The sequence below is a fragment of the Psychrobacter sp. TS_SC_6 genome, assembly GCF_056156305.1.
On sequence record NZ_CM149590.1, the window covers coordinates 204,864 to 223,750 of the forward strand.

Here is an 18,887-nt window from a genome sequence, read left to right on the forward strand (position 1 = left end):
TAATGACGCAGCAGATTTACTCTTAATAAAATAATACAAATCACTAAATAAAAAATAATTAAGTAGAGAATAACGATGAGCACTAAAAACGAACAGCTATTCGCGCAAGCCCGTAAACATATCCCTGGTGGTGTCAACTCGCCTGTCCGTGCTTTTGCAGGGGTCGGTGGTACGCCAATTTTTATGCACCGCGCCAATGGCAGCAAGATTTATGATACCGAAGACAATGCTTATATCGATTATGTTGGCTCTTGGGGCCCAATGATTTTGGGTCATGCCCATCCAAAAGTCATTGATGCGGTCAAAAAAGCCGCTGATGACGGTCTAAGCTTTGGGACGCCAACGCCATTTGAAACCACCGTTGCCGATAAGATTTGTGAAATCGTTCCGAGTGTTGAAATGATCCGTATGACCAGCTCAGGTACAGAGGCGACCATGAGTGCGATTCGTCTGGCACGTGGTTATACTCAGCGCGACAAAATCGTCAAGTTCGAAGGTTGCTACCATGGTCATTCAGATAGTCTACTAGTAAAAGCAGGCTCAGGCATGCTGGATATTGGTGAGCCCACATCAAAAGGCGTGCCAGCAGATTTTGCCAAGCACACGATTACCATTCCTTATAATGACCCACAAGCGATTAAAGATTGTTTTGAGAAATGGGGTAATGAGATTGCCTGCGTGATCTTAGAGCCTATCGCTGGTAACATGAACATGGTGATTCCGAGCCAAGAGTTCCATGATACGTTGCGTGCAGAGTGTACAGCGAATGGCGCAGTATTGATTTTTGATGAAGTGATGACCGGCTTTCGTGTCGGACTTGGCGGTGCGCAAGCGCATTTTGGTATCGACCCTGACTTAACCTGCTTTGGTAAAATCATTGGTGCGGGTCTACCTGTTGGTGCTTTTGGTGGCAAAAAAGACGTCATGTCTTGTATCGCGCCACTTGGCGGCGTGTATCAAGCAGGTACGTTATCTGGTAATCCATTAGCGATGCGCGCTGGTATAGCGATGTTTGAAGACTTAACTGCCGAGGGTTTCTATGAAGAGCTAGCAGCGAAAGTAGATCATTTGGTTGAGGGCTTCCAAGCGGCTGCTGACAAGCATGGCATCAATATGCGTACCAATAAATTGGGTGGTATGTTTGGTATGTTCTTTGTCAAAGACATTGACACAGCAGTACCGCAAAACTTTGATGACGTGACTGAGTGTGATATGGATGTGTTTAACACTTTCTTCCACGGTATGCTTGATCGCGGTATCTACCTTGCACCGTCTGCTTATGAAGCCGGCTTTATGTCTATCAAGCATAGTGACGAAGATATCGAAGCGTCTATTAAAGCCGCTGATGAGATATTTGCAGAAATGGCAAAAGCGTAACGGGTTTATCTAAGACTCACATGCTTAAAAAAACCAGTATGAGAGATCATGCTGGTTTTTTTATTGATAATAAATACGAGTCTTAGTGTGTCCGTATTTTATCGAGCTTCTTAGTTATTAAGCTTAAATTACCGCGCAGCACATCCGCATACATACGAAAATCACTGGCAAAACTTTTTAATGGGGATTTAAAAGAGGCGGGCTTATTCTTTTCAAAGAAAAAATGTCCAATCCAAGCACAGCCATATCCTGCGAAAACGCCTTTAAGCAGAGGCTTCACTGAACGGCTCTTAACAGATTTTGCCAGTCCGATTAACCCAAAACTACTGCCTGCAAAATGTAATCGACGACACCCCATGTTTTGATGCTCATCAAGATAAAAGTCGTAAAATGATGGTTTGTTTAAGCTGGCCATTGTTAGCAGATTGGTTTGGCTGAGTTTTTTAGCTGCTGGGACTTTAGCTGGTGATGTTGATGTGGTGCTGTTATTCATCGATTTGACTTCCTTGCAGATTATGTCTCATCTATCCGTGATGAGACTGTTTTGTAGGATGAAATAGCTTGATACCATAAAGCTCATTGGTAAGTAGCTGTTCTCTATTATAATATAGACAATAGCGTGAGTAGCAAGCCAATATAGTTGAAATACTTTAAAGTCGCTACAGTATTGCTGGTGTAAATTTTTTGCAGCCTCTGTCTGCGTAGGCACAGCAAGCAAGAAAAATTTGCACCAGCAGTACGTGTTGTATCGATATTACTTTTCACCGACTATATTTTTTTAGTTTACAGGTTGCCTATTCTGTTGTTAGCCGAGGCTTGGCTACTGTACTGCCTTACTTGCCAGCGTTTGGCATAAATGTTTTAATGGCAAAACTTGCCATCGTTTATATGATTATTATCTTTTTTGTATATGGTAGTCCTTACTTTAATCCAATGTACTTTCTATTTTAAAAGCCTAAACCCTTTTAATTATCTTTTGATCTGACACGGTAACGACCTTACTTATGCCCAAAGACAACCTAAAAAATCCACCACTTGCAGAAGATGAACTGATGGCAGCTATTGATATTGGCTCCAATAGTTTTCATTTAGCCATTGCTCGCCTCGATCATGGTGAAGTGCGAAAAGTGGTGTCTATGTCTGAAAAAGTTCAGTTAGCTGCAGGGCTGGATGAGCATAATATTTTGGGTGCAGCAGCGGAGCAGCGAGGTTTAGACTGTCTCAGCCGCTTTGTGGCGCGTCTAGATTCGGTGCCTCCGGAGCGTATTCGTATTGTTGCAACCAACGCCTTACGCCAAGCCAAAAATGCCAATGATTTTATCAGCCGTGCCAATAAAATCTTACCCAAGCCTATTGAGATTATTGCGGGACGAGAAGAAGCGCGTTTGATTTATCTAGGAGTCTCACATACCAATGCCAGTAGTGACAAGCGTCTGGTTATCGATATTGGTGGTGGCTCAACAGAATTTATTATTGGGCAAGAGTTTGATCCCTTATTGACCGAGAGCTTACAGATGGGCTGTGTTGCCTTTACCCAGAAGTATTTTGCTGATGGACAAATTACCAAAGAAGCCTTTAACAACGCTATATCGGCTGCGCGCAAAGAAGTACTTGCGATCAATGGTCGCTACCAGAAAGTAGGCTGGAGCAGCGCCATTGGATCGAGTGGTACGATTAAAGCGGTACGTAACGTCCTTGTTTCAAAAGGCTGGGCAGACGAGCAAGAGCGCATCACTTATAAAGGTGTTAAAAAGTTAGAAAGATTATTGCTTAAAATTGGCAATATTGACGACATTGATTTAGAAGGCGTCAAAGAGCACCGTAAAGCCGTATTTCCAGCAGGCGTTGCGGTATTACGAGCAGTTATGAAGGTGTTGGACGTAGATACTATTACTTATTCAGATGGCGCGCTACGCGAAGGTGTCATGTACGATATGCTTGGACGATTTGCCAGTGAAGACGTACGTGACCGCAGTGTATTGGCACTGATTAAGCGCTATTCAGGCGATAAAAAGCAGGCTAAACAAGTAGTCAAAACCAGTCGCCACCTTTTTGAGCAAGTGCAAACTAAACTTGGACTCAGTACAGAAGATGGCGATCTACTCAGGCGAGCTGCATTTTTACATGAGATAGGGCTGGCGATTGCTCATAGTAGCTATCACAAACACAGTGCGTATTTGATGGAGCATTCTGATATTCCAGGGTTTTCACAAGTCGACCAAAAACGTATGGCACAGCTGATGCTCAATCATCGCCGTAAGCTCAAAGCAGATATGTTAGAGCAGACGTGTACTATCGGCGGCGATCAGCTGATTTATCTGTGCCTGCTACTACGTTTGGCAGTACTGGCACATCACAGTCGCAGTGATTATGAATTACCGACATTAGAATTAAAAGTAGATGATGACAATCACTGGCAACTCATGGTTGGTGATAGTATCGAGCACTATGCTTTCTTATTGTCTGATTTGCAGACTGAAATAGAACAATTTGCCAAATGGGGCGTCAAACTAAGCATCATTGAGGTTTAATTTTTTATTAGCTAAGACTATTAGTAAGTAAATTGGTTGATTAATGCGGTTAGAAATAACATAACAAAAGCGGTGTTGTCGGTAATGTTATGGCATATAAGATGTGCTATTATAGTTTTTATTCAGTTTACAACTGTACTTTCATTATCCTAAAACCGATAACGATGTTATTATTAAATATAACCATATTGAACATAGCTCTATTAAGTATAACTAAGAAAGGGAATCGTCTATGAGTACCGTCTGGGATAGTGTTCAGCTTGCACGGCATGCCAAACGTCCATTGTTTATGGACTATGTAAATCAGCTGTTTACCGAATTTGATGAGTTGCACGGAGACCGCGCTTTTGCTGATGACAAGGCAATCCTAGGTGGACTTGCGCGCCTAAACGGTATGCCAGTGATGGTTGTTGGTCAACACCGTGGTCGCAGCACACGCGAGCGTATTGAGCATAACTTTGGTATGGCAAACCCTGAGGGCTATCGAAAAATCATTCGTTTGGTCAAAATGGCTGAGCGCTTTAATATTCCGGTTATGACCTTTGTCGATACCCAAGGAGCTTATCCGGGTATTGGCGCAGAAGAGCGTGGACAAGCACAAGCCATTGCTGAAAGCATTGCTGTGTTTTCTAGTTTAAAAGTGCCTATCATCGTCACCATTATTGGTGAAGGCGGCTCAGGTGGCGCATTGGCGATTGGCGTTGGTGATAAAGTGAATATGCTACAAAATAGTATTTATTCAGTCATCTCTCCTGAAGGCTGCGCTTCTATTCTATGGAAAACTGCCGAAAAAGCGCAAGATGCCAGTGAAGCCTTAAAGTTAAATGCTATCAATCTGTATCAAATGGGCTTGATTGATGCGGTCATCGACGAAGGTGAAGGTGCTCATATTCAGCCACAGCCAGTAATGACGGCATTAAAAGCTCTATTGGTTGAGCAACTGGATGAGCTGAAAGATTTAGATACCCATACGCGTTGTGAACTACGTTATGAGAAATTCAAATCATTTAACTCAGAAGTCATGTTGCCTTGCTAGTATGTCCCATGGCTAAATAGGTGACAATCAGCTTTTAGCACTAGAGGCTTACGCTTAATGTTAAAATAAAAACGTGTCATGTTATGGCGCGTTTTTTTGTGTCAATTAATTCATATACTATAGTAAAAGAAACATAAATCCGCTACAGTATATAATATGGCATACTCAAAAGACTACCGACAACTGATACTGTGCAAGCTTGAAGAAGGCTATAGCATTCGACAACTTGCAGAGGCGTATCAAATTAGCACCAACACCATCCAGCGTTGGAAAACATATCCTGAGCGTAAAAAACGTCAATTTACCCCAACTAAGATAAACGATGAGTTACTGAGAGCCGATGTAGCCGCTCATCCTGATGACTATCAGCACGAGCGAGCTCGGCGTTTTAACTGCACTCAAAGAGCGATAGGCATCGCCTTGAAGCGCATCAGCATCACTCAAAAAAAAGAGCTTAATGCATCCAAAAGCGGATGATGAAAAACGTCTTATATTTCTTGAACACTTAAGACAGTTTGAGCTTGAGGGCAGACCCGTCATCTACCTTGATGAAAGTGGCTTTAAGTCTCATGAGAACAGACCTCATGGTTACTCTGAGAGAGGTAAAAAATGCTTTGGACAATACAACTGGCAGCTTAAAAACCAAACCAATGCAATAGGTGCTATTTACAATAACCAGCTGTTCGCTGTTGGACTCTATGATCGCAGTGTCAATAGTGATGTATTCCATAGTTGGATTGAACAACTGCTGCTACCAAGCCTACCGAAAGACAGCGTGATCATTATGGATAACGCAACATTCCATAAGCGAAAAGACATAACTGAACTCATAGAAAGTGCTGGTCACGCTATTTTATGGTTACCACCTTATAGTCCTGACTTAAATCCTATCGAGCAGATGTGGGCTTGGGTCAAACAAAAACGTAAAGAGTGGCGGTTAGATTGTGTTGATACTTTGTTCTTCTATTTCTTATGGCTGTGTGGCGATTTATGAGTTCTTTGACTATAACTAATGAGATAAGGTCAATGATGAGCAGCAGTGCAATCCTACCATATCCTATTGAGCCAATAGCTGAACTGCCGATTGACGATAATTTGGCAAAGGCATTAGTGACCAGTATGGCTGAGTATGGCGAGCTACAGGGTCGGCGAATTTGGCTGGCCTGTAGTGGTGGGCGTGATTCATTGGCACTGGCAGCGCTATGTGTGCAACTCTATCAGCAAGGTCGACTGCCATTTTTACCGCAACTATTGCATGTCAACCATGGCTTGCAAGCGGATAGCGCTATTTGGGCTGCGCATGTTGCTAACTGGGCAAAGGCTCAAAAGATACCATGCACTATTTTGCAAGCACACGTAAATGGACATGATGAGCAAGCCGCACGGCAAGCACGTTATGATGTGATGCGTGCGCAACTCAATCAAGATGATGTATTACTATTAGCCCATCATGCTGATGACCAAGCTGAAACTGTGTTGATGCGGTTGATTCAAGGTGCAGGAGTAAATGGTCTGTCGGGTATGCAGCCGTGGCATGTACAAACGCAAGACGCACATCGAATCATATTATGGCGCCCTTGGCTCATCATACAGCGCGCCAGTATTAGCTCATATACTAAGCGCCTAAAGCTGCCTTATATCGATGATCCCACCAATGACGGCGGTGATAATGTGCGTAGTGGACTGCGCCGTGACATCATGCCAGTATTAGCGAAATACAATCCTAACGTTATCGATAATATAGCGCGCAGCGCGCAGATACTAGGCGATGCGCAATTAACGGTTAATGCTCAAGCGGCAAAGGATTTGAAGCAGATAGAGGTAATATCATTACAGCTATCATCTGCCCAGCGTGTGCTAAATATAGATGAACTACAAAAGCTGCCGCTTTATCGCCAGCGCCAATTATTGCATCATTGGCTTGGTCAAGATGAGCCATTACCGCCTGCTAAGCAGCTTGTCGATAACGCATTAAGCTTGAGCCAGCGTCATGATCATGATCATCAAACGGAACTGCTTTGGCAAGGACGCAAACAGTCATATACTATTCGCCGTTATCGTCAGCAGCTTTATCGGCTTAGTAATGACTGGCTAGCATGGCTCAAAATCCCGCTTATTGAACAAAAGCCAACCTTACTCAATCTTACTGTGGCTGATACTTATAAAGCGGATAGTGAATCATTTTCAATGACCTTACGTATTGATGATACATTTACTTGGCACGTGCAGATTACGCCAAATGAGGTAACACCACTATTGGAAAGCGATAAAGATAAGATTGAGATCACTTTTGCGTCATTAGATCGCAATCAGCGTGTGCAAACCGCATTGGCGTCGCGTCCACAATCGGGCAAAAAGCTCTATCAAACCTTAGGTATTCCATCATGGATGCGTGAGAGTTTGGCAGTGGTGCATGTTACGTTTAGAAATGCAGAAGACGAGATAACGATAGAGCTGCCTTTATTGTTATTATCGCCCTTTGAACGCTGGGTGTTAGGCTCAGATAAATCAGATCCTAAGTTTAATACTGATAGTAAGCATCTTGCTGCAACTGTGAACAGCTATTTACGATCAAGTAATCTCCTCTAAATAATAGAGAAGTGATGTGTGATATTGCGGTTATCAGCAGCTAAATTCGACGGTTCCCTTGCTGAATTTCCTGAACAGCACCAGTAGCAGTATGGTAAACTGAGTGTCATTTTACCTATCATTATGTTAGTTTGAATGCCTTTGCATTTTTTGAGTAGGAGACATGTATGTCAGTACTAGATAATAAGAAAATCAGCTTTATCGGTGGCGGTAATATGGCGCAGGCCTTGATTAGCGGGCTTGTCAGCTGCGGCATCAAACCGAGTTTAATTACTGTTGCTGATCCTAGTAGGGAGGCGCGTGAGCAATTGGCTGCTAAAGGGTTGAACACGGTTGATCCAACTGTTGATGCAAAAGCTGCCGTTATCGATGCTGACATTGTGGTGCTGGCAGTCAAACCGCAAGTGATGAAAGCGGTAGTCAGTAGCTTTGCGGATGTCTTAGACAATCAGCTGGTGATTTCAGTGGCAGCAGGTTTGTCAACTGAGCTTTTATCTGACATGTTGGGTGGGTATGACAATATCGTCCGCGCGATGCCAAATACACCTGCGATGATTCAGATGGGCGCAACGGGTCTTTACGGTACTGATAATATTTCTGCTGAACAGAAGCAATTGGCAACTGCGCTCATGGAAGCATCAGGATTGGTCATGTGGGTTGATAATGAAGAACACATGCATGCGGTAACTGCTGTATCAGGGTCAGCGCCAGCGTATATGTTTTACTTCATTGAATCCATGATTGATGGGGCAGTGGCTTTAGGTTTGGATAAAGAGCAAGCCTCCGCGCTTGCAATGCAAACCATGTTGGGCGCGGCAAAAATGGCAATGGGTAGCGAAGATGCGCCAAGCGAGCTACGTCATAAAGTGACCTCACCAAATGGCACAACCCAAGCTGCGATTGAATCAATGCAAGCCAATGACATTGGGCGTCAAATTGGTGAAGCCATGCAAGCGTGTTACGATCGCAGCCAAGCCTTGAGTGAAGAGATGAGCAAATAATCATCTTTATAATAGAAGCGGTATTTTATAAAATGCTGCCTTTGACTGGGTACAATAAATGCCTAATAATGACATTCGTCATCCTAGAAACTGTTAATAATGTCACATTGAGTAGCGCTTCATGAACAATATATTATTGCAAATTTTTGATTTGGTCACCACCTTCGCCATGATGTTGGTATTTATTCGTTTTATGCTGCAGTTTGCAGGGATGGATGCTAGCAATCCTATGATTGCGCCTGCCTATAAAGCGACTTATATCGTCGATGTCTTTGGACGTATTTTTCCAACCGTTGCACAAGGTCGTATTAGTATCGCTGCCATCGTGCTGATGTTTTTGATTCGTCTGATTGATATCGCAGGAAAAGCAGCATTAACGCATAAGGGTATTGCGCCAGTCCCATTGTTTTTTACCGGTACTATCAGCTTGGTTTTAGACTTTTTACGTATGTGTCGCTACTTGGTGATTGGTTCTATCATCGTTAGCTGGATTGTAGTTTTTACACAGTCTCAGCATCCGCTTATCGGTATTATTGTTAATTTGGCAGAGCCAATTTTGGCACCGTTTCGCCGTATTACGCCAAACTTAGGGATGATTGATTTATCGCCAATGATTGCCTTTTTTGCCTTTTATCTACTTGAGATTTTCATCGGTGGTTTGGCATCAAGCTTTATGCCGATGTTGGGTTAAGCCAGTTAAGTTAAAAAGATTTACTGTGTGATAAAAAATTCAAGCAAAAAGGCGTTCTATCAAAGATAGAGCGCCTTTTTCATGTTTGTCGTGTATATAAAGTTAAATACTATAGTCAGGGAAAAGCAATATCGATATATAACGTATTGCTGATATCAATTTTTCTTGCTTGCTGTGTCGTTGCTGCCAGAGGCTGCAAAAAATTTATACCAGCAGTACCGTCGCGTTTTTAAGGTATTTTAACTATAAAAGCGGACAAAGCGGTTGGGTATCAATTGCGCTTTAGCATCTTCAGGGTGCGGTACATCAGCGGCACGCAGTGTTTTGATAATCCAGCTATCCGCCGCCTTTACCGCCTCGATAAGCCCATCACCCATCGCTAAGCGCCCGGCGATAAAGCTTGCTAGTGAACAGCCAGAGCCGTGAAATTCGCCTTTTAGGCGTGGTAAGATACTTTTATGTACCATCTCGCCTTTTATGTATAAATACTGCTCAATATCACCGCTATCGAAGTCGTGTGAGGTTTTGACCAGTACAGCATGAGTGCCTTGTGCACATAACTTCTGAGCACCTATATGTAAGTCTTGTTCAGCACTCAAGGCGCGCAGTTCATGAGTGTTAGGGGTAATCAAGGTAGCATAGGGTAACAGGTGTCTAAAGGCTGCGACCAGCGTCTGCTCATCACCCAAACTGCCCCCATTATTTGCGACTAGGACAGGGTCTAAGACAAAAGGTGTATCCTTAGTGACACTCTCATCAGCAAATAAATCCGTCAGCATAGCAATATTGTCAGTGGTGCCAAGCATACCTGACTTAATGACACTGACAGATAAGTCATTAAGTACAGCGCTGGCTTGATCCTTGACCAAACTTGCCGCGCACGCATCAAAGCCAAATACCTGTTGTGAGTTTTGTATGGTAATAGCCGTACAAGCGATAGCAGCATGAGCGCCTGCTTGACCGATGGCTTCTATATCCGCTTGTAATCCAGCACCACCTGACGGGTCTAAGCCTGAAAAGCACAATACGACTGGTCGCATAACATATCCTTTGAGATCTTTTATAGTAAGTAGCAAATACTATAGCCATCCTCTGCCAAAAAAGCCATAAAGACCGATAAATCGATAATTATGCAAAAAGCATGATTAAAATGACAGACAATGCTTGCAATTCGTTTTGGCTTTGCTATAATACTCGCCCACGGCATAAGACGTATTGTTAGCATCAATACTATGTTTAAAGAGGTGTTTTTATAAAAAATACTTTGATAAGTGTCTTAAATCGTTAGGTGAAGTGGGTGAGTGGCTGAAACCAGTTCCCTGCTAAGGAACCATACGTGTAAGCGTATCGAGGGTTCGAATCCCTCCTTCACCGCCATTTATTCGTTGTTATTAGAGTAATCACGCAAAAATAACGTTAATTATCTTCTGTTTTTTCAAATCAAAAATTAATTTGATTTTAACGAAAAAAGATGTTGACACAAGCGAAATTATCTATATAATAACCAACCTAATTTACTGTAATTGTTATTAACAAGGCAGTAAATGATGTGTAAAGTACGCGCTTGTAGCTCAGTTGGATAGAGCACTTGGCTACGAACTAAGGGGTCGGGAGTTCGAATCTCTCCAAGCGCACCATTTTACATCATCACTTATTTACTAAATCAATCGCCTGTCTTATGACAATTTGGCGGTTTTTTTACGTTTGCGATTTCTTCATGTCCAATCGACTATCCTGAGTATAGTGTACGATAAGTACCTGAATTACGGTACAATAGCGCTATTATTCATTGCTGGTTATGAGCTTGTAACATGTCAAAGAGTTTACCTAAACGCCCGTCAAAATCTGCCATTAAGTCAAAGTCTCAGCGAAATCCCTCTATGCAGCAAATCCCTGACGAAGAGCCTACGATTGCCAAGCCAACGACTCGCGTTGTGGCTATTCTCTATGATGGTATGTTAATTTTGGCCTTGTTATTCTTGGTAGGGACGGTGTTAACCGTGATTGGTACGCTGCTAACTATGCAGATGGGCACGCAGTCATCGCAAGCACAGTCGTTGCCAACATGGTATCAGAACACTGTTATGACGCCATCTTTTGTACTGACGCTGGTGGCATTCTATGGGTTGTTTTGGCGACGCGGTGGGCAAACGCTAGGTATGCAGACATGGCGATTAAAAACCGTCAATAACTCAGGTCACTTACTGACATGGGGACAATCTTTTAAACGGATATTGGCGGCTTGTTTGATGCCGTTACTTTTTGGCATTATTGGCAGTTTGATCGGTGGCTCACGCGCTTTATTATTAACCAGTGCTTTTTTGGGTTTGATATTTAACTACGTGTTTTGCTTGTTTAATCGTCGCGGCTTAGCGGTGCAAGACATGCTATCCAACACCATTACCCTAAAGATGCCAAAAGTAGCGCATGAAGGGTTATGGCGTGGCTTTAAAAGTCGCAAGAAAAACCAATAACGTTATCAATGTATCAATGTATCAATGTATTAATGAGCTAAGCTTAAAAATTTTCATGGGCTTAGCATTTGCTACTCTAAAGAGTAAACACTACATATTAGCTGTTTTGATCAGCCATACAGTGTAGCCAACAAAGAACAATATCATGGTAGCGCCTGACGCGCGCCCAAATTTGTGCTTGGAGACAAAAGCAAACAGGCACATTGCAAAGAGTAGTAGAGTAATCAGACTCATTACCAAAATATCGCGTGTTAACACGATGGGATTGGCGTTAATCGGAGCAATAATAGCAGCCAGTCCCACCACTGCTAATGTATTGAAAACATTAGAGCCAATAATGTTACCGAGTGCCATATCATGCTCGCCCTTACGCGCCGCTGATAAGCTTGAGACCAATTCTGGCAATGAAGTACCAACCGCCACCACCGTTAAGCCAATGACGAGCTCACTGATGCCAAGAAATGTCGCCGATTCAATAGCGCCCCAAACAATCGCACGTGAGCTAGCAACCAGCATCAATAGTCCAATAAATAAGCTGACCAATCCACGAGTTAAGCTGTGCTGCAAATGAGTGCTGCTATCTGCTATCACGTTATCATCTTCATGTTCATGATTGCCCTCACGTAAGCTCATAAAGATTTGCAGTCCTAATACCGCCACCAGGACTACTAGCAATATAATACCGTCAGACTGGCTCAAAACGCCATCACGCAACTGCCACGCTGATAAAGCGGTGATGAATAGTAATAAAGGTAAGTCACGCTTCACAATACTCTTATGAATAATAATGGGACTGATTAATACCGTGACGCCCAGAATTAAAGCAATATTGATAATATTTGAGCCATAGGCATTGCCTAATGCCAGATCAGGGCTGCCTTCTAGCGCTGCCAAGACCGATACCACCATTTCAGGTGCCGAGGTTCCTACGCCTAAAATCAGCACACCTATCAAAAAGCTAGGGACGTTTAGTTTTTTTGCTAAGACGGTCGCGCCATCGACAAAAATGTCGGCACTCCAAACAAGAATCGCAAGACCAATCAATATTGCAATAACTGCTAACCACATTTAGATAACTCCTTCGTTAGAGATACAAACCAGATATTGGATTTTGAGCAAGCTTATGTCATATAAAAATGGCATAAAAAAAAGCTGAATCACAATCTGGATTCAGCTTCGATATAAGTACAAGTATTTTAATGGGATTTTGACAGAAATGGCAACCATATGACCACGTATTTACTCATAGTTTATGTAACAAGTTCTTAAATAATTTTCTTAGGCCACTTGTACTGGAATGATATTTGCGGTGTCTTTAACCGTATTGTCTTCGTTGCAATAGACCAGTCTTGGCTGATACGTTGACGCTTCAACTTCATCAAAATGGGCATAGGCACAGATGATAACGATATCGCCTAAGTCTGCCATATGAGCCGCTGCCCCGTTTAAGGAGATAATACCAGAGCCCGCTTCAGCGCGAATAGCATAGGTACGAAAACGTTTGCCATTGGTGACATTATAGATGTCGATAGATTCGTTTTCACGCAGACCGGCAAGGTCTAACAAATCACCGTCGATACCGCATGAGCCTTCATAGTGAAGTTCGGCATGAGTAACACGGGCACGATGTAATTTGCACTTGAGCATATTAAGTAGCATAGATTGCTTCCTTGGTGTAACGGATATAAATGAGTCAAATCAAAACGTTAATGGGGATTAACTTGCTAAAATAAAAGGCTATTATAATTGAAACACCATTCATTCAGGTAATTTAAAACCATTAATTTGCGAACGTGCTTTTTCGACATCACCGCCTAATAACAAAGGCAGGGCGTCAAAAGCAGCAGATAATGCACTATCAATAGCAATCTGCTCATCTGGCGCAGCTTTTGATAGCACATGACCACTGACTTTAGACTTGTGACCCGGATGACCAATACCTACACGCAGGCGGTGGAAGTCATTGCCAATATGGGGGGTTATGTCACGCAGACCATTATGACCGCCATGACCACCGTCAGTTTTGAGTTTGATGCTACCAGCAGGAATATCAAGCTCATCATGGGCAATTAACAGCTCGTCATTATCAATGCCATAAAATTTAACCATTGGCACGACCGACTGACCTGATTTATTCATAAAAGTCAACGGCATCAATAGACGTACGTCATGCCCATGAATTTGCCCGCGTCCTGTCACTCCATGGAATTTTTTGTCGGGGGCGAGAGTGATATTAAACTGCTGAGCCAAATGAAGGACGAACCAAAATCCTGCATTATGGCGCGTAAACATATATTCCTGACCCGGATTACCCAGACCGACTATAAGCTTTATGGCCATAAAAACACCCTGCTTGTCTATAATAAATAAGTGGTAAGGTCTGATTTCTCAAACCTTACTTACAAAAACAGCAGGAGATATGCATCACCTGCTATTTTTTTCGACTAAATGAACCTGGTATTGCCTAGCGGACTATAGATCGCTAGGTAAAGCTGGTTTATTATTCGCCGTCTTTGCTTTCGTCAGTACCTTGCTCAGTCGCAGGTACGTCAGCTGCATCAACTTCAACAGGTGCGTCAACTTCTTCAACTGTCGGTGGCATCATGTTTACGATCGTACGGTCATGACCATCTTCTAATTCAAGCTCAGCAATAACCACGCCTTCAGGAAGAGTGATATCTGATAGACGGAACAAATCACCGATTTCCATACCAGATACGTCTACTTCTAAATATTCAGGCAGTTGAGATGGTATGCAGATGATTTCGATGTCCGTTACTAATGTTGACAAAACGCCAGCAGCTTTAGTACCTGGAGCTTCTTCTTTACCAGTAAAATGCACAGGAACATTCATGTGAATTTTTTGACCTTTTACAACGCGCTGGAAATCAGCATGCATTGGGAAGCCTTTGGCAGGATGACGCTGCAAGTCTTTGATAACGACTTGATGCTCTTGGCCGTCGACATTCAAAGTCAAAATGTGTGAGAAGAACGCTTCGAATTCAAGTGATTTTACTAGCTCATTGATTTTGATAGAGATAGCTGTTGGCTGCTCACCACCACCATAGATGATAGCAGGAACTAGGTTCTGCTTACGTAGGCGGCGGCTCGCACCTTTACCTTGAAGCTCAGCAGAACGATCAACTGCGTTTAATGCAAAATGATTAATAGTCATGGATGTAATCCTATAAAAAAATGATGAAGTGTCTGGTCATAAAAAAGTGGATTTGCGACCAATCCACTAATACGTGATGATAGCTAATATTTGTCGTGCGTGATAAACGCCGATAATCAAATCTAGCCATGTGCTTAACCTAATGATTGCCTTCATAAAAATTATCAAGAAAATCATTATTTTAAACGTGATCAGCACTTTTAATAATACCTACTGTCTTAAATCATAAAAACGGTCGGCACAGGCGCGCATTATACGTGATTAGCTAATAATAAGAAAGACCTGCGTAAAATGGCTATAGTTAAAATACCTTAAAAACGCTACGGTACTGCTGGTATAAATTTTTTGCAGCCTCTGGCAGCAACGGCACAGCAAGCAAGAAAAATTGATATCAGCAGTACGTTATGTATCGATATTGCTTTTCCCTGACTATATGCAAACAACAGCGCAAAACCATTAATTAAAATCATTAAACAAAAAAAGCGCCAAGTAATGAAACTTAGCGCTTTTTTCAATCTACGATAATTCTTAAGCGTCAAACATCGCGCTGATAGATTCTTCGTTATTAATACGGCGTAAGCTTTCAGCCAACATTGGCGCGATGCTCACTTGACGAATCTTGCTACAAGCTTTGGCAGCATCAGACAATGGAATGGTATCAGTAACCACAATCTCATCCAGCTCCGATTCGCTGATATTTTTCAGCGCATTACCAGATAACACAGGATGCGTGATATAAGCCACTACGCGGCGTGCGCCATTTGCTTTGAGTGCTTCAGCAGCCTTACATAGCGTGCCAGCCGTATCGACCATGTCATCAACGATGACGCAATCACGGTCACGGACATCACCAATAATGTGCATCACTTGCGACTCATTGGCACGGGCACGGCGTTTATCGATAATCGCCATGTCAGTATCGCCCAATTGCTTAGCCATTGCGCGTGCACGTACGACGCCACCGACGTCAGGAGAGACGACCATGAGGTTGTCATAATCTTGTTTTTGTAGGTCGTTCAATAGCACAGGCGTGCCATAGATATTATCAACTGGGATATCAAAGAAACCCTGAATCTGATCTGAGTGCAAATCAACGGTCATTACGCGATCGATACTGACGATGTTTAGCATGTCAGCGACGACTTTGGCAGAGATAGGCACGCGAGCTGAACGAGGGCGACGGTCTTGACGGGCATAACCAAAATACGGCATGACTGCGGTAATACGACCAGCACTAGAGCGACGCAAGGCGTCCGCCATCATCATGATTTCCATCAAATTGTCATTGGTTGGTGCACAAGTAGGCTGCATGATAAATACATCTTTACCGCGCACGTGCTCTTTGATTTCCACGGCAATTTCGCCATCAGAAAAACGCGTGATGTCAGCTTTACCAAGAGGTATATGGAGATGATCGGCTACGGTTTTTGCTAATTCTGGGTGGGCATTGCCCGTAAAAATCGCCAAATAAGGCATGACAGAAGTCCTATTGATTGACTCAAGCAGCGACCGCTAAGCAGTGTCAAACTGCTCAAATTCAGAAAAGAGTGGTGAAAAGTATTGATGACTACTATTACAGTATAAAATGGCAGGGGTAGCTGGACTCGAACCAACGGATGTCAGGATCAAAACCTGATGCCTTACCAACTTGGCTATACCCCTGTAATGTCTAGGCTGTGTACGTCGATATCTAAAATTAACTTTTTGAACAGTCATTATTAGAATAGCGTCACGACCTGTTCGTTATCTGATAAACGGAAAAACCGTCTAAAATATAACTTTTCCCTAACGGTGTTCATTGCGAACTATACCGAAACTGGGATAACATTGTCAATGTCAATAAGATAAGCGGCTGTCTATACACTGCTTATAATAAGTACACATCAAATGCTTTGAGCTGAAAAATGGCAGGGGTAGCTGGACTCGAACCAACGGATGTCAGGATCAAAACCTGATGCCTTACCAACTTGGCTATACCCCTATTGAGGCGACCTATTATAAATAAATATTTGGATTTTGCAAGCTATTTGCGCCTTTTTATAGCTTTTATTAAAAAATAGATCAAAAATAAAACGGGTATCGGATTCATAAAACTTTTTATGCTGTATTTATAGTCCTCTTATTTTTACATTATCGCTCAAATCTAACTCATAAATTGCGAACTAAGTAGGCAGGACAGGGCGCATCTTTTACCCACTTTGCCAAAATCGCCTTATCAGTCGCCATACTTGCATCCAAGGGTAAAAATACCGCGCTACCTGAGCCAGTCATACGTGCTGTACCAAGTGCTTGAGTCTCTAACTCTTGTAAATAACGTAATGCTTCATCGACGGCAGGAGCAAGGCTAGTGACCACTAGCGTAAAGACATTTTGATAAGGGGTGTTTAAATGTTGCACATAGTCATTGGTCTGGTTTCTAATGGCCTTAATTGATAGCGGAGCGATATCTCGCTGTAGCTTGGGGTGCGCGAAAAGCTTGGTAGTATTAGCGTGAGTATTAGGAGTCAATATTAAATACTGCTGCTCAGGCAAATCAATGGCTGTCAGCTCTTCGCCAATGCCCATCGCAATAGCATCTTGTCCAAAAATAAATATCGGCACATCAGCACCAATGCTTACGCCAATTTTTATAAGCTTATCTTGATCAAAATTAATCTGCCATATTTTATTTAAAACTAATAATGTCGTCGCGGCATTGGACGAGCCACCACCTAAGCCTGCACCCATAGGTAAGTGCTTATCTAACCTCACTGATACTTTCGGTAGTTTCTTAGGGAGTGAATTTGAGTCTATGGCAGCTGCCAGTAGGGCATCAGCCGCCTTAAAGATCAAATTGTCCTCTATGCTGCTGGTTATGGTGTCGGCACCACTTAGCGTGAGCAGCTGACCACACAGGCTACTAGTATCTACAGCGCCATTGTCTGCTACGCTATCAATAGTAATCATTAATTCATTTGCTACTGAAAAATGCAAATAATCGCCCCAATCGAGTAGGCGAAACACCGTTTGCAAATTATGATAACCATCAGCGCGCTTACCGGTAATATGCAAAAATAAATTAATCTTTGCTGGTGATAAGCGCGTGATGACAGATGAATTCTTAGCGTTTTTAATCATAAATGCTGGTCACAATTCTCAGGTGCAATTTTAAAATGCAAATAGCCATTTATAAAAATGGCTATTTGCAATGGCGATCAAATCTAATTGGCGCTATTATTTTTGATGATCGATTGTCATAATAACTTTATTACCTTGCGATTGAACGGCACTGATCTTATTTGGTAATTTATCATTGCCTTTGTAGCTAAAGCTTGCACGCCATTCGCCATTGACTGAGCTAATTAGACGGTTTTGGGCATCAAGCTGCGGTGCGCTGTCTGAAGGCGCTGGGCGTCCAGAAATCCAGTAAGGCATCTGAGAAATAGGCGCTTGCCAGCCAGTGGCTTTTTTAAGCAGGGTTTCAGGGTCAGCCGCATTCAAAGTACCAGTTTTTTCGCTCACTAAAGTCGCAGATTGACCATTGTATTCGATATTGGTTTTACCAATGCCTAGCGCACCAATGAGTTCAATGGCAAAGCGATCATTCTGTTGACCCCATGCATAAAATGCACTGCCGCCTTGAGCCCCTGTTGTATCACTCGCAGCCGTTGTAACACCAATCTTACCTGTAATATTAAAGCTCTCAAGTTTCTGTGGTTGATCAGCGTTTTGACCTTGAATGGTTGTGCTAGGCTGGTTGGTCGCGTTGGCGGTCTTCATAGATTGACAACCAGAGGTAACTACCATTGCTGCTGTCATAGCGGCAAATAGGGCCAATTTATTAGGTTTATAAAAAGATCGCAGGGTAGACATGATGTTTCCTCAAAAATGGACAAATTTGCAAAATTATTGTTTCGAGAGCAGGTTAGCTTAAGTGTTATTTGTTACTCAGTTATGCGTGGCTGTTAGCTTCTTATAAGTGACTTGTAATAATACGACGTAATATTTGAGGGCTGAGAAGCACTATGCCACTG

General features: G+C 42.7%; 18 protein-coding genes and 4 tRNA genes. 11 read left to right on the forward strand and 11 right to left on the reverse strand.

Features of this window, described 5'->3' with window-relative positions:
• The first annotated feature begins 75 nt into the window (after positions 1-75).
• Positions 76-1,377, forward strand: coding sequence for a glutamate-1-semialdehyde 2,1-aminomutase (gene hemL, locus AC0J5Y_RS00885; protein WP_475131112.1), 1,302 nt, complete (start codon positions 76-78; stop codon positions 1,375-1,377).
• 82 nt (positions 1,378-1,459) lie between these two features.
• Here the strand turns inward: hemL and AC0J5Y_RS00890 are convergent, their stop codons facing one another.
• Complete coding sequence (locus AC0J5Y_RS00890) at positions 1,460-1,870, reverse strand: Mpo1-like protein (RefSeq protein WP_475131113.1); 411 nt, start codon at positions 1,868-1,870, stop codon at positions 1,460-1,462.
• 511 nt (positions 1,871-2,381) lie between these two features.
• Between AC0J5Y_RS00890 and ppx the strand changes: the two genes are divergently transcribed.
• From ppx to AC0J5Y_RS00925, 7 genes are all read left to right on the forward strand, one after another.
• Complete coding sequence (gene ppx / locus AC0J5Y_RS00895; RefSeq protein ID WP_475131114.1) at positions 2,382-3,908, forward strand: exopolyphosphatase; 1,527 nt, start codon at positions 2,382-2,384, stop codon at positions 3,906-3,908.
• A 232-nt stretch (positions 3,909-4,140) separates the two neighbouring features.
• Positions 4,141-4,944: an acetyl-CoA carboxylase carboxyltransferase subunit alpha gene (locus AC0J5Y_RS00900; protein ID WP_011512548.1), complete on the forward strand. Its 804-nt coding sequence runs from the start codon at positions 4,141-4,143 to the stop codon at positions 4,942-4,944.
• 156 nt (positions 4,945-5,100) lie between these two features.
• Positions 5,101-5,421, forward strand: a complete 321-nt coding sequence (locus tag AC0J5Y_RS00905; RefSeq protein ID WP_475130059.1) for an IS630 transposase-related protein — start codon at positions 5,101-5,103, stop codon at positions 5,419-5,421.
• Positions 5,402-5,938 carry an IS630 family transposase gene (locus tag AC0J5Y_RS00910; protein WP_475130061.1) on the forward strand — a complete coding sequence of 179 codons (537 nt, stop codon included), beginning with the start codon at positions 5,402-5,404 and terminating at the stop codon, positions 5,936-5,938. The genes AC0J5Y_RS00905 and AC0J5Y_RS00910 overlap by 20 nt, the downstream gene beginning before the upstream one ends.
• Positions 5,939-5,973: 35 nt before the next feature.
• Positions 5,974-7,533: a tRNA lysidine(34) synthetase TilS gene (gene tilS, locus AC0J5Y_RS00915; protein WP_475131115.1), complete on the forward strand. Its 1,560-nt coding sequence runs from the start codon at positions 5,974-5,976 to the stop codon at positions 7,531-7,533.
• Positions 7,534-7,700: 167 nt separating this feature from the next.
• Positions 7,701-8,534 (forward strand): pyrroline-5-carboxylate reductase, encoded by an 834-nt coding sequence (proC, locus tag AC0J5Y_RS00920; protein ID WP_475131116.1) that lies wholly within the window; start codon positions 7,701-7,703, stop codon positions 8,532-8,534.
• Between the two features lie 121 nt (positions 8,535-8,655).
• Complete coding sequence (locus tag AC0J5Y_RS00925; protein ID WP_475131117.1) at positions 8,656-9,225, forward strand: YggT family protein; 570 nt, start codon at positions 8,656-8,658, stop codon at positions 9,223-9,225.
• Between the two features lie 239 nt (positions 9,226-9,464).
• On the opposite strand, the gene AC0J5Y_RS00930 is transcribed toward AC0J5Y_RS00925, so the two are convergent.
• A complete protein-coding gene (locus AC0J5Y_RS00930) occupies positions 9,465-10,265 on the reverse strand; it encodes a hydroxymethylpyrimidine/phosphomethylpyrimidine kinase (protein WP_475131118.1) in 801 nt (266 codons plus the stop codon).
• A gap of 247 nt (positions 10,266-10,512) precedes the next feature.
• On the opposite strand from AC0J5Y_RS00930, the gene AC0J5Y_RS00935 reads away from it, so the two are divergent.
• The 3 genes from AC0J5Y_RS00935 (at position 10,513) to AC0J5Y_RS00945 (ending at position 11,699) form a co-directional block, all read left to right on the forward strand.
• A tRNA-Ser gene (locus AC0J5Y_RS00935) sits at positions 10,513-10,602 on the forward strand.
• 183 nt (positions 10,603-10,785) lie between these two features.
• A tRNA-Arg gene (locus AC0J5Y_RS00940) sits at positions 10,786-10,862 on the forward strand.
• Between the two features lie 174 nt (positions 10,863-11,036).
• Positions 11,037-11,699 (forward strand): RDD family protein, encoded by a 663-nt coding sequence (locus AC0J5Y_RS00945; RefSeq protein WP_475131119.1) that lies wholly within the window; start codon positions 11,037-11,039, stop codon positions 11,697-11,699.
• Positions 11,700-11,789: 90 nt separating this feature from the next.
• Here AC0J5Y_RS00945 and AC0J5Y_RS00950 read toward each other — a convergent pair whose 3' ends face one another.
• From AC0J5Y_RS00950 to lolB, 9 genes are all read right to left on the reverse strand, one after another.
• Positions 11,790-12,767 carry a calcium/sodium antiporter gene (locus AC0J5Y_RS00950; protein WP_475131120.1) on the reverse strand — a complete coding sequence of 326 codons (978 nt, stop codon included), beginning with the start codon at positions 12,765-12,767 and terminating at the stop codon, positions 11,790-11,792.
• A gap of 210 nt (positions 12,768-12,977) precedes the next feature.
• Positions 12,978-13,358, reverse strand: coding sequence for an aspartate 1-decarboxylase (panD, locus tag AC0J5Y_RS00955; RefSeq protein ID WP_011279481.1), 381 nt, complete (start codon positions 13,356-13,358; stop codon positions 12,978-12,980).
• A gap of 99 nt (positions 13,359-13,457) precedes the next feature.
• Positions 13,458-14,039, reverse strand: a complete 582-nt coding sequence (gene pth, locus AC0J5Y_RS00960) for an aminoacyl-tRNA hydrolase (protein WP_011512556.1) — start codon at positions 14,037-14,039, stop codon at positions 13,458-13,460.
• Positions 14,040-14,199: 160 nt separating this feature from the next.
• Positions 14,200-14,874, reverse strand: coding sequence for a 50S ribosomal protein L25/general stress protein Ctc (locus AC0J5Y_RS00965; protein WP_475131121.1), 675 nt, complete (start codon positions 14,872-14,874; stop codon positions 14,200-14,202).
• 528 nt (positions 14,875-15,402) lie between these two features.
• A complete protein-coding gene (locus tag AC0J5Y_RS00970; RefSeq protein WP_372844875.1) occupies positions 15,403-16,350 on the reverse strand; it encodes a ribose-phosphate pyrophosphokinase in 948 nt (315 codons plus the stop codon).
• Positions 16,351-16,460: 110 nt separating this feature from the next.
• Positions 16,461-16,536 (reverse strand) — tRNA-Gln (locus tag AC0J5Y_RS00975).
• Positions 16,537-16,779: 243 nt separating this feature from the next.
• A tRNA-Gln gene (locus tag AC0J5Y_RS00980) sits at positions 16,780-16,855 on the reverse strand.
• Between the two features lie 167 nt (positions 16,856-17,022).
• Entirely contained in the window at positions 17,023-17,991 is a 969-nt protein-coding gene (ispE, locus tag AC0J5Y_RS00985) for a 4-(cytidine 5'-diphospho)-2-C-methyl-D-erythritol kinase (RefSeq protein WP_475131122.1), read from the reverse strand.
• 96 nt (positions 17,992-18,087) lie between these two features.
• On the reverse strand, positions 18,088-18,726 hold the full coding sequence (gene lolB, locus AC0J5Y_RS00990) for a lipoprotein insertase outer membrane protein LolB (protein ID WP_475131123.1): 639 nt from the start codon (positions 18,724-18,726) through the stop codon (positions 18,088-18,090).
• Between the last annotated feature and the right edge of the window lie 161 nt (positions 18,727-18,887).

Coding starts and splice junctions, on each gene's coding strand:
- lolB (WP_475131123.1), bottom strand. CDS start 18,726: ATGTCTACCCTGCGATCTTTTTATAAACCTAATAAATTGGCCCTATTT.
- AC0J5Y_RS00945 (WP_475131119.1), top strand. CDS start 11,037: ATGTCAAAGAGTTTACCTAAACGCCCGTCAAAATCTGCCATTAAGTCA.
- AC0J5Y_RS00930 (WP_475131118.1), bottom strand. CDS start 10,265: ATGCGACCAGTCGTATTGTGCTTTTCAGGCTTAGACCCGTCAGGTGGT.
- AC0J5Y_RS00925 (WP_475131117.1), top strand. CDS start 8,656: ATGAACAATATATTATTGCAAATTTTTGATTTGGTCACCACCTTCGCC.
- AC0J5Y_RS00970 (WP_372844875.1), bottom strand. CDS start 16,350: ATGCCTTATTTGGCGATTTTTACGGGCAATGCCCACCCAGAATTAGCA.
- AC0J5Y_RS00965 (WP_475131121.1), bottom strand. CDS start 14,874: ATGACTATTAATCATTTTGCATTAAACGCAGTTGATCGTTCTGCTGAG.
- pth (WP_011512556.1), bottom strand. CDS start 14,039: ATGGCCATAAAGCTTATAGTCGGTCTGGGTAATCCGGGTCAGGAATAT.
- AC0J5Y_RS00900 (WP_011512548.1), top strand. CDS start 4,141: ATGAGTACCGTCTGGGATAGTGTTCAGCTTGCACGGCATGCCAAACGT.
- panD (WP_011279481.1), bottom strand. CDS start 13,358: ATGCTACTTAATATGCTCAAGTGCAAATTACATCGTGCCCGTGTTACT.
- AC0J5Y_RS00910 (WP_475130061.1), top strand. CDS start 5,402: ATGCATCCAAAAGCGGATGATGAAAAACGTCTTATATTTCTTGAACAC.
- ispE (WP_475131122.1), bottom strand. CDS start 17,991: ATGATTAAAAACGCTAAGAATTCATCTGTCATCACGCGCTTATCACCA.
- AC0J5Y_RS00905 (WP_475130059.1), top strand. CDS start 5,101: ATGGCATACTCAAAAGACTACCGACAACTGATACTGTGCAAGCTTGAA.
- ppx (WP_475131114.1), top strand. CDS start 2,382: ATGCCCAAAGACAACCTAAAAAATCCACCACTTGCAGAAGATGAACTG.
- tilS (WP_475131115.1), top strand. CDS start 5,974: ATGAGCAGCAGTGCAATCCTACCATATCCTATTGAGCCAATAGCTGAA.
- AC0J5Y_RS00950 (WP_475131120.1), bottom strand. CDS start 12,767: ATGTGGTTAGCAGTTATTGCAATATTGATTGGTCTTGCGATTCTTGTT.
- hemL (WP_475131112.1), top strand. CDS start 76: ATGAGCACTAAAAACGAACAGCTATTCGCGCAAGCCCGTAAACATATC.
- proC (WP_475131116.1), top strand. CDS start 7,701: ATGTCAGTACTAGATAATAAGAAAATCAGCTTTATCGGTGGCGGTAAT.
- AC0J5Y_RS00890 (WP_475131113.1), bottom strand. CDS start 1,870: ATGAATAACAGCACCACATCAACATCACCAGCTAAAGTCCCAGCAGCT.